The 12,747-nt window shown below is 64.9% G+C and carries 9 protein-coding genes; 4 read left to right on the forward strand and 5 right to left on the reverse strand.

The features are described 5' to 3' along the window. Positions 1-24 precede the first annotated feature (24 nt). Positions 25-654, reverse strand: a complete 630-nt coding sequence (gene entD, locus CE636_RS22385; protein ID WP_017899049.1) for an enterobactin synthase subunit EntD — start codon at positions 652-654, stop codon at positions 25-27. A gap of 66 nt (positions 655-720) precedes the next feature. After that, positions 721-2,949, reverse strand: a complete 2,229-nt coding sequence (gene fepA / locus CE636_RS22390) for a siderophore enterobactin receptor FepA (protein ID WP_017899050.1) — start codon at positions 2,947-2,949, stop codon at positions 721-723. Between the two features lie 259 nt (positions 2,950-3,208). Here fepA and fes point away from each other — a divergent pair, with 259 nt between their 5' ends. Genes fes through entF form a run of 3 tightly spaced genes read left to right on the forward strand, consistent with a single transcriptional unit; the run spans position 3,209 to position 8,540 of the window. Then, positions 3,209-4,417, forward strand: coding sequence for an enterochelin esterase (gene fes, locus CE636_RS22400; RefSeq protein WP_017899051.1), 1,209 nt, complete (start codon positions 3,209-3,211; stop codon positions 4,415-4,417). Between the two features lie 27 nt (positions 4,418-4,444). After that, on the forward strand, positions 4,445-4,648 hold the full coding sequence (locus CE636_RS22405) for an MbtH family protein (protein WP_017899052.1): 204 nt from the start codon (positions 4,445-4,447) through the stop codon (positions 4,646-4,648). Between the two features lie 10 nt (positions 4,649-4,658). Next, entirely contained in the window at positions 4,659-8,540 is a 3,882-nt protein-coding gene (gene entF, locus CE636_RS22410; protein ID WP_017899053.1) for an enterobactin non-ribosomal peptide synthetase EntF, read from the forward strand. Positions 8,541-8,604: 64 nt separating this feature from the next. Here the strand turns inward: entF and fepC are convergent, their stop codons facing one another. From fepC to fepD, 3 genes are read right to left on the reverse strand one after another with little or no spacing between them, the layout of a single operon-like run. Beyond that, positions 8,605-9,399, reverse strand: coding sequence for an iron-enterobactin ABC transporter ATP-binding protein (gene fepC / locus CE636_RS22415; protein ID WP_017899054.1), 795 nt, complete (start codon positions 9,397-9,399; stop codon positions 8,605-8,607). Then, complete coding sequence (gene fepG / locus CE636_RS22420) at positions 9,396-10,388, reverse strand: iron-enterobactin ABC transporter permease (RefSeq protein ID WP_004147521.1); 993 nt, start codon at positions 10,386-10,388, stop codon at positions 9,396-9,398. Before fepG ends, fepC begins: the two co-directional genes overlap by 4 nt. Next, complete coding sequence (fepD, locus tag CE636_RS22425; RefSeq protein WP_004885733.1) at positions 10,385-11,392, reverse strand: Fe(3+)-siderophore ABC transporter permease; 1,008 nt, start codon at positions 11,390-11,392, stop codon at positions 10,385-10,387. The genes fepG and fepD overlap by 4 nt, the downstream gene beginning before the upstream one ends. A 112-nt stretch (positions 11,393-11,504) precedes the next feature. Here fepD and entS point away from each other — a divergent pair, with 112 nt between their 5' ends. After that, positions 11,505-12,746, forward strand: coding sequence for an enterobactin transporter EntS (entS, locus tag CE636_RS22430; RefSeq protein ID WP_017899055.1), 1,242 nt, complete (start codon positions 11,505-11,507; stop codon positions 12,744-12,746). The last annotated feature ends 1 nt before the right edge of the window (position 12,747 follow it).

Raw genomic sequence — 12,747 nt, forward strand, 5'->3', positions numbered from 1 at the left:
CCGTCGCGTGAAGCGCGCGGGCGTTTACTGCTGCAATGCGCAAAGCGTGATGACCTGCTCCTCCGACGCGGTCCAGTGCAGCGGATAGCATTGCCCCGCAAACCGCAGCGCTACGGTGCTTGCCGTTACCTCCACGATCTGAAAGTCGTCGAACCCCAGCGCGCGCTGGCTTGCCGTCGGCGTCGCCTTAAACCCACTCTCTTTCGCCGAAAACGCCAGCGTCAGCGCCAGCGGGAAGGGCAGGCCGCTGTGTAACAGCACCTTTTTTTCCACCTCGTTGATAATGCTGCTCTCCAGCTCCGCCGCCAGCGGTGGCGTAAACTGGCGCTCGATATCGACGCCCACCGGCCGGTCAGTCACTACCGCCAGCGCGCGCTGGCCGCAGTGGCTGATGCTGCCGAACCAGGGCGCGGGCCACAGCGGCTGGCGCCGATCGCCGATGGCGGGAGGCTGTTTTTCCCCTACCTCGCGCAGGGCGTACACCGCGGCGATGCGCCCGGCCAGGTGCTCCGCCTGCCGCTTGCGGCCCCAGCCGCTCAGGCTGGCGTGGTAGGGCAGCCACAACAGATCTTCAGGCTGGAAAGTCGCCGGGTCGAAATCGATCTGCTGCAGCGTATAGCCGGCCAGCGGCAGGGTGGCGTGATGGATGCGCATAGGGCAAGAATACCGTGGTTGTCCCCGCCCTTTATCCTGCAAGGGCGGGGCAGGGAGAACCCGCTATCAGAAGTGGGTGTTGACGCTCAGGTACCAGGTGCGGCCCGATTCGTTGTAGGTCTCGGCGCCGGCGCCGTACATCGTGCCGGTGGCACCCCCAGTGGTCTGGGCGTTGCCCGCGCGCCAGTGGCGCTTGTCGAAGACGTTATCCACGCCGCCGGTCAGACTAACGTATTTGGTGACGTCCCAGGTCGCGCTCAGGCCGAGGATGCTGTAGGGGCTGACCTCGTTCTTCTCGCTGCCGGTAACCGGTTGACCCTTATAGTTGTACTTCTTCGGCTCCTGTTTGCCGTACCAGGTAAAGGTCGATTGCAGCGAAACATCATCGCGTACCTGCCAGCTCAGCGTGGAGTTTAGCGTGTATTCCGGGATAATCGACAGACGATCGCCGGTCTCTTTGTTCTTACTCTGCAGCATATAGGTGATGTTGTTGGTCCAGTTGACGGTCTCGCTCACCGGGACGTTGAGCGTGCCTTCCAGGCCTTCCACTACCGCTTTCGGCACGTTTTCCCACTGGTAGAGATCGGTACCTTTACCGTTTTGATAGACCGGAGCATAGCCTGCCTCAATCTTGTTGCGGTAATCGTTGCGGAACCAGGTCACGCCCGCCAGCCAGCCGTCGCGTTTAAACTCAAGGCCAATCTCTTTGTTGATGCTGGTCTCGGCTTTTAAATCTTCATTCCCCTGCAGATAGCAGCCGTCTTTGCTGGCGTAGCAGCCCTGGCCTTTGCTGTAGAGAATGTAGTTCGGGTTGGTCTGATACAGGCTCGGCGCTTTATAGGCGCGGGCGATGCCCATCTTCAGCGTGAAGTCGTCCCACAGCCCTTGGGACAGGTTAAGGGACGGACTCCAGTTGTTGCCGACGATGCTGTGGTGATCGAAACGCAGCGCCGGGGTCAGCATGGTGGTGTCGGTCAGCTCCATGTTGTTCTCAGCGAACAGGGAGAAGATCTCCGCCTGCGAGTACGGGCTGCGGCCGGTGCTGTCGTAGCCCGGAATTTCTCCTCCCGACAGCGCCTGGGTATTGGAGGCATTATCCTTCATCCGCTGCTGGTTCCACTCGCTGCCCAGCGTCAGGTTCTGATTAACCAGATAGTCGAACGGGATGCTGACTTCGCTGTGCAGCATCACATCCGCCAGATCGATATCGGTGAACTGGTTGCTGTTGAAGATCCCCTCGGTACCCCCGGCCAGACCTTCGCCTTTGCGCGAGTTGCGGGTGCGTTCGTACTGCGCCCAGTTGCTGGTGGTCACGCCGTTGTCCCAGGCGCCGTTCCAGGTGACCGAGTAGGTGTTGCGGTACAAACGGTTGGTCTCTTTGCCGTAGTTCTCTTTCACCAGGTCGTTGGAGTTGGTGTTCTGAGTGTCGCCGGCATAGAGGTTCCCCTGGCGGCTGTAGCCGGCCTCAAACTCCAGCGACTGCATCGGGGCGAATTCCCAGCGCACCAGACCATCGATGTTTTTATTTTTTACCCCTTCGCGCCCGGCCGGCAGGGTGTCGGCATAGATCCCGGTGCGTTCGGACTGATGACCCTGGTTGATGTCCCAGGCGTCGGCCTGCGTTTTGTCGAGGTTACCGAACAGGCGGAAGCTGAAATCGCCGCCCAGCGGGCCGCTGAGGCTGAAGTTGGTGCGCTTGGTGGAGCCTTCGTCTTTGTGCTCCGGGGCGTTCATATAGGTGTTCCAGGAGCCGTGCCACTCATCGCCGGTTTTTTTGGTGATGATATTCACCACGCCGCCGGCGGCGCCGTTACCGTAGCGGGCGGCGGCCGGGCCGCGAATCACTTCGATGCGTTCGATCATCTCCGGCGGCACCCAGCTGGTGTCGCCGCGGGTGTCGCGCTCGCCGCGCCAGCCGAGACGCACAGAGTTGCGGCTGGTGACCGGCTTGCCGTCGATCAGGATCAGGGTGTTTTCCGGGCCCATGCCGCGGATATCAATCTGGCGGTTATTGCCGCGCTGGCCGCTGGTGGAGTTGCCGGTCAGGTTGACCCCCGGCATGGTGCGAATGATCTCCGAGACGTCGCGCGCCGGCGGACGCTTGCGGATCTCATCGGCGGTGATGGTGGAGACGCCCGGCGCCTGCAGGTTCTGCTCGGCGGCGGTGACCACCATGGTCTCTTCCGCGGCGCTGTTTTTATCGTCGGTGGCGGTTTCCGCTGCGCTTAACGGAAAAGCAACCCCGTAAATTCCCAGATTGACCAGCAAGGCCAGGGATTTGATCCTGTTATTCATTGTTATTCCTGCTTTTTTGTCGCCACGTTCCCCAAACGCCCCTTCCCACCGGGAGGGGAGGCGGCATAAATGTTGCCGGAAGAGGGCAAAGGCACTCCGTCGCTAGCTGAATAAGCTCTCTTCGACATGTGTTGTGAAAGACGCGCTTCCCACGGCGCGCTAATACGCTATTGCAAATGCAAATAGTTATCAATAATATTATCAATAAAGAATGACAATTAATTAAAAAAGTCACGCGATACATAGGGTTAATGACAGAATGTTAACGACAGGAAGCGAGGAGTGGTGGCGAACCCTGCAGGGTCCGCAGTCCCGGGCGGTGGATGACGCCATCGAGGTGACGTTCTGGTGGCGGGATCCGGCAGGGGATGAAACGCGTTCTCCGCGCCGTCGGGTATGGCTCTATATCACCGGCGTGACCGACCACCATCAGAATGCGCGGCCGCAATCGCTGCAACGTCTGCCCGGGACTGACGCCTGGTGCTGGCGAACCACGCTGTCGCCGACCTGGCGCGGCAGCTACTGCTTTATTCCCTCCGACCGTGACGATGATTTTTCCCCTGAGGTGTTCAGCGCTGATAAGCCGGACCGCGCGCTGCTGCGCGAAGGCTGGCGCAAACTGCTGCCGCGGGCGATAGCCGATCCGCTGAACCCGCACAGCTGGCGGGGTGGACGCGGCCATGGGGTCTCGGCTCTGGAGATGCCGCAGGCGCCGGCGCAGCCCGGCTGGGACCAGCTTAATGCAGCGCATTCTCCCGCTCGTTGCCTTGAGTGGCGCAGCGCGCGTCTGGGCAACCATCGCCGGGTCTGGATCTACACCCCCGGCGAGGCCGTCGATCCGCAAACACGGCCGCTGGCGATCCTGCTTGACGGCCAGTTCTGGGCCGAAAGCATGCCGGTGTGGTCGCCGCTGGCCGCGCTGACCCGCGAGGGGAAACTGCCGCCGGCGGTCTACCTGCTGATCGACGCGATCGATAACCAGCGCCGCGGGGTTGAGCTGCCCTGTCATCGCGATTTCTGGCTGGCGGTGCAGGAGGAGCTTCTGCCCCTGGTCCGCGGCCATGCCCCGTTCAGCGACCGCCCGGATCGGACGGTGGTGGCCGGGCAAAGCTTCGGCGGCCTGGCGGCGATGTTCGCCGCCCTCAACTGGCCGCAGCGCTTTGGCTGCGTGCTCAGCCAGTCAGGCTCCTACTGGTGGCCGCATCGCGATGGCCGCGGGGAGGGCTTTATCGGCGAACGTCTGCGCCAGGGCGAGGCGTCCGCGGCCGGGCTGCGCATCTGGCTGGAGGCGGGTCAGCGTGAACCGATTATTTTTCGCGCCAACCAGGCGCTGCTGGCGCAACTCACCACCACGCAGCAGACAATTTTCTGGCGTCAGGTTGACGGCGGGCATGATGCGCTCTGCTGGCGAGGCGGGCTGACGGCAGGGCTTATCCAGCTCTGGCAGCCTCTGCTGTCGCCCCCTTAGCACAGCGCTTTACGACAGGAGTTTGATATGCAATTCAGTAACCCCTTCGACAATCCGCAAGGGCAGTTTTACATTCTGCGCAATGATCAGCAGCAGTACAGCCTGTGGCCGGGGCACTGCGCGCTGCCTGCCGGATGGACGGTAGTGTGCCCTCCGCAGTCGGTTGAGGCGTGCAACGCCTGGCTGGCGGCTAACTGGCCGACACTGACCCCCGCTCATCATGCGGCATAAGGAGCTGACCATGACCACTCGTTTACCGCTGGTTGCCGCGCAGCCGGGGATCTGGATGGCCGAGCGCCTCTCCACTCTGCCTGGCGCCTGGAGCGTGGCCCACTATGTTGAACTGCGCGGCGCGCTCGACCCCGCGCTGCTGGGTAAGGCGATTGTCGCCGGTCTGCAGCAGGCAGACACCCTCAGCCTGCGCTTTGAGGAACAGGAGGGGGAAGTCTGGCAGTGGGTAGCGGCGGAGCGCACCTTTGCCGAACCGCCCATCATTGACCTGCGTACGACGCCGGATCCGCATCGTGCCGCCACGGAGCGGATGCAGGCAGATCTGGCGCAGGATCTGCGCGTCGACGGCGGTAACCCGCTGGTGTGCCATCAGCTGCTGCGCGTCGGCGACGACCGCTGGTACTGGTATCAGCGTTATCACCATTTGCTGGTGGATGGCTTTAGCTTCCCGGCGATAACCCGGCAGATCGCCGCCATCTACCGCGCCTGGCAGCGCGGGGAAGCCACTCCTGAGTCGCCTTTCACCTCCTTCGCCGAGGTGGTGGACGAGTACCAGCGCTACGCCGGCAGCGAGGCCTGGCAGCGGGATAAAGCTTTCTGGCAGGCCCAGCGTCAGGCGTTACCGGCTCCCGCCTCACTCTCTGCCGCGCCGCTGGGCGGACGCGCCGCCGGGAGCGATATCTGGCGGATGAAGCTGGAGATGAACGCCGACGCCTTCCGCCGCCTGGCCAGCCATGTGCCGCAGTGTCAGCCCGCTGATCTGGCGCTGGCGCTCACCACGCTGTGGCTGGGCCGCCTGTGCAACCGGATGGACTACGCGGCGGGCTTTATCTTTATGCGCCGGATGGGATCAGCGGCGCTGACCTCGACGGGGCCGGTGCTCAATGTCCTGCCTCTGGCGGTGCATATTGACGCCCAGGAGACGCTGGCGGACCTGGCGATGCGCCTCGCCGCTCAGCTGAAAAAGATGCGCCGCCATCAGCGCTATGACGCCGAGCAGATCGTCCGCGACAGCGGCAAAGCGGCAGGGGACGAACCGCTGTTTGGCCCGGTGCTGAACGTCAAAGTCTTTGATTACCAACTGGATATCGACGGCGTCGAGGCGGTGACCCATACTCTCGCCACCGGCCCGGTCAACGATCTTGAGCTGGCGCTGTTCCCCGATGAGACCGGCGGCCTGTCGCTGGAGATCCTCGCCAACAAGGCCCGGTATGATGAAGCCGAGCTGCGTCGCCACATGGCGCGACTGACCGCGCTGCTGGCGCAGTTTGCCGCCGATCCGACGCTGCGCTGCGGCGACGCGGAGATGCTCTCCGCCGACGAGCTGACCCGCCTGGCGGCGGTCAACGATACCGCTATGCCGCTGCCTGCCACCACCCTCAGCGCGCTGGTGGCCGACCAGGCGCGGAAGACTCCTGATGCCCCAGCGCTGGCGGATGCAAACTGGCAGTTCAGCTATCGCGAGATGCGTCAGCAGGTGGTGGCGCTCGCGCAGCTGCTGCGTCAACGCGGCGTGAAGCCGGGCGACAGCGTGGCGGTGGCCCTGCCGCGCTCGGTGTTCCTGACCCTGGCGCTGCACGGCATTGTCGAAGCGGGGGCCGCCTGGCTGCCGCTGGACACCGGCTACCCGGACGACCGTCTGCGGATGATGCTGGAAGACGCCCGGCCGTCGCTGCTGATCGCCTCGGAGGATCAGCTGGCCCGCTTCAGCGATATCCCCGGGCTGGAGAGCCTCTGCTACCAGCAGCCGCTGGCCGTTGCGGATGACGCGCCGCTGGTGCTGTCAAAACCGGACCATACCGCCTACATCATCTTTACATCGGGCTCCACCGGACGGCCGAAAGGGGTGATGGTCGGCCAGACCGCCATCGTCAACCGCCTGCTGTGGATGCAGGATCGCTATCCGTTATCTGCCGACGACGTGGTGGCGCAGAAAACGCCGTGCAGTTTTGACGTTTCGGTGTGGGAGTTCTGGTGGCCGTTTATCGCCGGCGCGCGGCTGGTGATGGCCGAGCCGGAGGCGCACCGCGACCCGCAGGCGATGCAGCAGTTCTTCGCCCACTACGGCGTGACCACCACCCACTTTGTGCCGTCGATGCTGGCGGCGTTTGTCGCCTCGCTGGATGCCGACAGCGTCGCCGCCTGCCGCACGCTGCGGCGGGTATTCTGCAGCGGCGAAGCGCTGCCGACGGACTTGTGCCGCGAGTGGGAGCGCTTGACCGGCGCGCCGCTGCATAACCTGTACGGCCCGACGGAAGCGGCGGTGGACGTCAGCTGGTATCCGGCCTGCGGGCCTGAGCTGGCGGCGGTGACCGGCAGCAGCGTGCCGATTGGCTGGCCGGTATGGAACACCGGGCTGCGCATTCTGGATGCCGCGATGCGCCCGGTGCCGCCGGGGGGGGCGGGGGATCTTTATCTCACCGGCATTCAGCTGGCGCAGGGCTACCTGGGGCGTCCGGACCTCACCGCCAGCCGCTTTATCGCCGACCCGTTTGCCCCCGGCGAGCGGATGTATCGTACCGGCGACGTGGCGCGCTGGCTGGCGAACGGCGCGGTGGAGTATCTTGGCCGCAGCGACGATCAGCTGAAGATCCGCGGGCAGCGCATCGAGCTTGGCGAGATTGACCGGGCGATGTCGGCCCTGCCGGACGTGGCGCAGGCGGTGAGTCACGCCTGCGTCTTCAACCAGGCGGCGGCGACCGGCGGCGATGCCCGGCAGCTGGTGGGCTATCTGGTCTCTGACTCCGGCCTGCCGCTGGATACCGCGGCGCTGAAAGCGCGGCTGGCGGAACAGCTGCCGCCGCATATGGTGCCGGTGGTGCTGATGCAGCTCGCTGACCTACCGCTCAGCGCTAATGGCAAACTGGATCGCAAAGCGCTGCCGCTGCCGACCCTCGGCGGCGAGCGCAGCGGCCGGCCGCCGGAGCCCGGCATGGAAACTCTTGTCGCCGCCGCCTTCAGTCAGCTGCTGGGCTGCGAGGTGAATGATATCGACGCTGATTTCTTTGCCCTCGGCGGCCATTCGCTGCTGGCGATGCGCCTGGCGGCACAGCTTAGCCGCCAGCTGGCGCGACAGGTGACCCCGGGGCAGGTGATGGTGGCCTCGACAGTGGGCAAACTGAGCGCGCTGCTGGCGGCCGATCTCAGCGATGAGCAGGCTCAGCGCCTGGGACTGGATACGCTTCTGCCGCTGCGCGAGAGCGACGGTCCGACGCTGTTCTGCTTCCATCCGGCCTCCGGCTTCGCCTGGCAGTTCAGCGTGCTGGCGCGCTATCTCAGCCCGCGCTGGTCAATTACCGGTATTCAGTCGCCGCGCCCGCAAGGGCCGATGGCCAGCGCCGCCAGCCTCGACGAGGTCTGCGAGCATCATCTGCAAACGCTGTTGGCGCAGCAGCCGCACGGCCCTTATTACCTGTTCGGGTATTCGCTGGGCGGCACCTTAGCCCAGGGCATTGCCGCCCGCTTGCGCCAGCGCGGCGAAGCGGTGGCCTTCCTCGGCCTGCTGGATACCTGGCCGCCGGAGACGCAAAACTGGGCGGAGAAAGAGGCTAACGGGCTGGATCCGGCTGTGCTGGCGGAGATTGCCCGCGAGCGCGAAACGTTTCTTGCCGCCCAGCAGGGGCAAGCCTCCGGCGAGCTGTTCTGCGCCATCGAAGCCAACTATGCCGATGCGGTACGGCTGTTAACCACCGCGCACAGCGCGAAGTTTGACGGCAAGGCGACGCTGTTCGTGGCGGAGAAGACGCGGCAGGCGGGGATGGATCCGCAGGTTGTATGGGGCCCATGGGTGGGCGAGCTGGAGGTGTTCAGCCAGAACTGCGCCCACGTCGACATTATCTCCCCGCAGGCCTTTGAAGCCATCGGTCCGGTGGTCAAGGAGATTCTGGGATAACGGTTGAGTTCGGGCTACAGCAGGTAGCCCGACTCAGGGTAGCGCAAGCCGGGGAAAGGGAGAATTACCGGCGGCCCAGCGGCACCACCAGCGGCGTATGCGCCACCGGATCCTCAATGATCGTGCAGCGCAGGCCGTAAATCCGTTCAATCAGTTCCGCCGTGACGATTTCCTTCGGCGCCCCCTCGGCGACGATCTTGCCGTCGCGCAGGGCGATCAGGTGGGTAGCGTAGCGGCAGGCCTGGTTAAGATCGTGCAGCACCGCCGCCAGGGTATAGCCCTTCTCGCGATTCAGCTCGCTCAACAGCTCCAGCAGGTCGATCTGATGGCTGATGTCCAGCCAGGTGGTCGGCTCATCCAGCAGCATAATCGCCGTTTCCTGGGCCAGCACCATCGCAATCCACGCCCGCTGCCGCTGGCCGCCGGAGAGCGTATCGACGCTCTGCAGCGCCAGATCGCTGATCCCGGTCGCTCGCATCGCCTTGTTCACCGCCTCTTCATCTTCTTTGCGCCAGCGGGTAAACAGCGGCTGGTGCGGATAGCGCCCGCGGGCCACCAGCTCCTGCACCGTGATATCGCCAGGGGTGGTGGCATTCTGCGCCAGCAGCCCGATGCGGCGGGCAACCTCTTTACTGGCGTACTGCTGGATCTGCGCGCCGTCGAGCCAGACGTGGCCGCTGGCGGGCGTCATCAGGCGACTGAGGGTGCGCAATAGCGTCGACTTGCCGCAGCCGTTGGGGCCGATAATGGCGGTGAAGTGACCGTCAGGGATGGTCACGTTCAGCGACTCGGCGATAGTCTTGTTCCCGTAGGCCAGGGTTAACTGCTCGCCGCGCAAACGGGAGGGGACAGCACTCATTTTTTGCGGGACTCCTGAATCAACAATGCAATAAGGTAAATACCGCCGAGGCTGACGGTTAACACGCCAACCGGCAGCTGCCACGGCATAAACAGCCGTTGGGCGCCGTAATCGGCCAGCGCCAGCAGCAGCGCGCCGCACAGGGCAGACTGGGTTAATCCCCAGCGGGCCGTGCCGCTCAGGCGGCGGGCGATATGCGGCGCCACCAGCGCGATAAATGAGATTGGCCCGGCCAGCGCCGTCGAGGCGGCGGTGAGCACTACTGCCACCAGCATCAGCAGCAGGCGCGAGCGTTCGACCTGCACCCCCAGCGCGCAGGCGGTATCGTCGCCCATCTCCAGCAGCCGCATCCGGCGAACCAGCAGGGCGCTGCCCACCAGCATCAACAGGATCAGCGGCGCTGACGGCCAGGTTTTACCCCACGTCAGGCCATTAAGCGATCCGGCGTTCCACAGGCCCGCAGAAAGGGCGGTCTCCAGCGAGGCGCGCAGCAGCAGCCAGGTGTTGAATGCCACCAGCATGGCGCGCACGCCGATGCCGATAATGATCAGGCGGAAGGTTTCGATCCCGTTGCGCCAGGCCAGCAGCCAGACCACCAGCGAGGTCAGCACCCCGCCGGCCATCGCCGCCAGGGCGATCGCCGTCAGGTTCTGGCCGAAGAGCACCATCGCCACCAGCACGCCGCTCCAGGCGCCGGTGTTAAAGCCCATCACGTCCGGGCTGCCGAGCGGGTTACGGGTCAGCGACTGGAAAATGGCGCCGCTGACGCCGAGCGCGGCGCCGATGAGCAGCGCCATTAACACCCGCGGCAGCCGCCATTCGTTTACCACCATCGCGACGTTGCGCGGCGCGTCGCCGAACAGCGCCGAGAACACCTGGTCAATCGTTAGCGGCACCGGGCCTTGCGCCAGCCCGAGCAGGGAAATCAGCAGGCTGGCGGCCATTAGCAGCAGACAGCTGGCTATCAGGCGGCGGGACGGAGCAATCACAGGCCACCTCCCCGCGGCTGGCGGCGCACCAGCCAGATCAGCACCGGCGCGCCGAGAAAGGCGCTCACCACCGATACCCGCAGTTCGCCGGGCACCAGCAGGCGGCCAATCACGTCGGCAAACAGCAGCAGCGCCGGGGTGGCGAGCAGGGTGACCGGCAGCGACCAGCGATGATCGGCCCCCACCAGCCAGCGCGCCATATGCGGCATCATCAGACCGATAAAGGCGATAGGGCCGACGACGGCGGTGGCGCTGCCGCACAGGACGGTGATAACGATCAGGCCGATCAGCTGGGTGCGGGCGACGCGGCTGCCGAGGGCGGTGGCGGTATCGTTGCCGAGGCTCAGGCTGTTAAGCGCCCGGCTCAGCAGCAGGGCGGCGATCCCCGCCACCACCACCGGCAGCAGGACAATTTTCAGCGTCTGCAGGGTGCGGATATCCAGCGAACCGGCCTGCCAGAAGCGCAGCTGATCGTAGACGTCGGGGTTGAGCAGGGCGATGCCGTTGGACAGCCCTTCCAGCACCGCCGCAAGGGCGACCCCGGCGAGGGTGAGGCGCACCGGGCTCAGCTGGCCGCCGCCCTGGCTGCCGGTGAAGGCCACCAGCAGCGAGGCGCAGAGCGCGCCGCAAAACGCCAGCAGCAGCTGCTCCTGTGGAGAGGTGATCCCGAACAGCGCCGCGCCGAGGACGATGGCGAAGCTGGCGCCGGAGTTGACCCCCAGCAGGCCGGGGTCGGCCAGCGGGTTACGGGTGAGCGTCTGCATCAGCGCGCCGGCGAGACCGAGTGCGATGCCCGCCAGCAGACCGGCCAGGGTGCGCGGCAGGCGCGCATCCAGCACGATGGTGCAGTCGGCGCTTTGACAGGTTCCGCTAAAGGCGGTGAATACCGTGCCGATCGGCAACGATTTGGCGCCGATGGTCAGGCTAAGCGCGGCGGCTAAGGCGAGTAGTAGCAACAATCCGGGCACGGCGACAGAGCGTACCGCGGTCGTAGAAAACGACATAACTGACATCCCTGATATGATAATGATAGTAATTATCGTTATCGATTTTATTCAGCTATGGTAGCATGACCCACAGGAAAAAGGGTATTAAAAATAACGACAAGGCGCTGTAATGAACCGACAATCCTGGCTGCTTAACCTCAGCCTGCTGAAAACTCACCCGGCGTTTCGCGCCGTTTTTATCGCTCGCTTTATCTCTATTCTGTCGCTTGGTCTGCTGGGCGTGGCCATCCCGGTGCAGATCCAGATGATGACCCATTCGACCTGGCAGGTCGGGTTGTCGGTGACCTTGACCGGCGCGTCGATGTTTATTGGCCTGATGGTGGGGGGCGTACTGGCTGACCGCTATGAGCGCAAACGCCTGATCCTGCTGGCGCGCGGCACCTGCGGCGTGGGCTTTGTCGGCCTGTGTCTGAACGCCCTGCTGCCGGAGCCGTCGCTGGCGGCGATTTATCTGCTGGGGATCTGGGACGGTTTCTTCGCCTCTTTAGGCGTGACCGCGCTGCTGGCGGCGACCCCGGCACTGGTAGGGCGGGAAAATCTGATGCAGGCCGGGGCCATCACTATGCTGACGGTGCGCCTGGGCTCGGTGATTTCGCCCATGATCGGCGGCCTGCTGCTGGCCTCCGGCGGCGTGGCGTGGAACTTCGGCCTGGCGGCGGCGGGGACGTTTATCACCACCTTAACCCTGCTGCGTCTGCCGCAGCTGCCGCCGCCTCCGCAGCCGCGTGAGCATCCGCTGCGTGCCCTGCTGGCGGGGCTGACCTTCCTCTGTCAGAGCCCGCTTATCGGCGGGATTGCGCTGCTCGGCGGCCTGCTGACCATGGCCAGCGCGGTGCGGGTGCTCTATCCGGCGCTGGCCGGGAGCTGGCAGATGTCGGCCGGACAGATTGGCCTGCTGTACGCCGCGATTCCGCTCGGCGCGGCGCTGGGGGCGTTGACCAGCGGCCAGCTGGCCCAGACCGTGCGGCCGGGCGCGCTGATGCTGGCGACGACGGTGTGCTCCTTTGTCGCCATTGCGCTGTTCAGCCTGATGCCGCACTGGGCGTTGGGTGCGCTGTGCCTGGCGCTGTTTGGCTGGCTGAGCGCTATTAGCTCGCTGCTGCAGTACACCCTGATCCAGACCCAGACGCCGGAACATATGCTCGGGCGGATTAACGGTCTGTGGACCGCCCAGAACGTTACCGGCGACGCCATCGGCGCGGCGCTGCTCGGCGGGTTAGGGGCGGTGATGACGCCGGTCGCTTCCGCCAGCGCCAGCGGCTGGGCGCTGGCCCTCGTCGGCGTGCTGCTGGTGGGGCTGCTACGCGAGCTGCGCCGCTTCCAGCGCCCGGAAATCGTCAAAGAAAGTTAAG

The sequence above is a fragment of the Klebsiella sp. LY genome, assembly GCF_004010915.1.
GTDB classification, from domain to species: domain Bacteria; phylum Pseudomonadota; class Gammaproteobacteria; order Enterobacterales; family Enterobacteriaceae; genus Klebsiella; species Klebsiella quasipneumoniae.

What these genes read in the sequence shown, in the direction of transcription:
- entD (WP_017899049.1), bottom strand. Translation starts at nt 654, where the DNA reads ATGCGCATCCATCACGCCACCCTGCCGCTGGCCGGCTATACGCTGCAG.
- fepA (WP_017899050.1), bottom strand. Translation starts at nt 2,949, where the DNA reads ATGAATAACAGGATCAAATCCCTGGCCTTGCTGGTCAATCTGGGAATT.
- fes (WP_017899051.1), top strand. Translation starts at nt 3,209, where the DNA reads ATGTTAACGACAGGAAGCGAGGAGTGGTGGCGAACCCTGCAGGGTCCG.
- CE636_RS22405 (WP_017899052.1), top strand. Translation starts at nt 4,445, where the DNA reads ATGCAATTCAGTAACCCCTTCGACAATCCGCAAGGGCAGTTTTACATT.
- entF (WP_017899053.1), top strand. Translation starts at nt 4,659, where the DNA reads ATGACCACTCGTTTACCGCTGGTTGCCGCGCAGCCGGGGATCTGGATG.
- fepC (WP_017899054.1), bottom strand. Translation starts at nt 9,399, where the DNA reads ATGAGTGCTGTCCCCTCCCGTTTGCGCGGCGAGCAGTTAACCCTGGCC.
- fepD (WP_004885733.1), bottom strand. Translation starts at nt 11,392, where the DNA reads ATGTCGTTTTCTACGACCGCGGTACGCTCTGTCGCCGTGCCCGGATTG.
- entS (WP_017899055.1), top strand. Translation starts at nt 11,505, where the DNA reads ATGAACCGACAATCCTGGCTGCTTAACCTCAGCCTGCTGAAAACTCAC.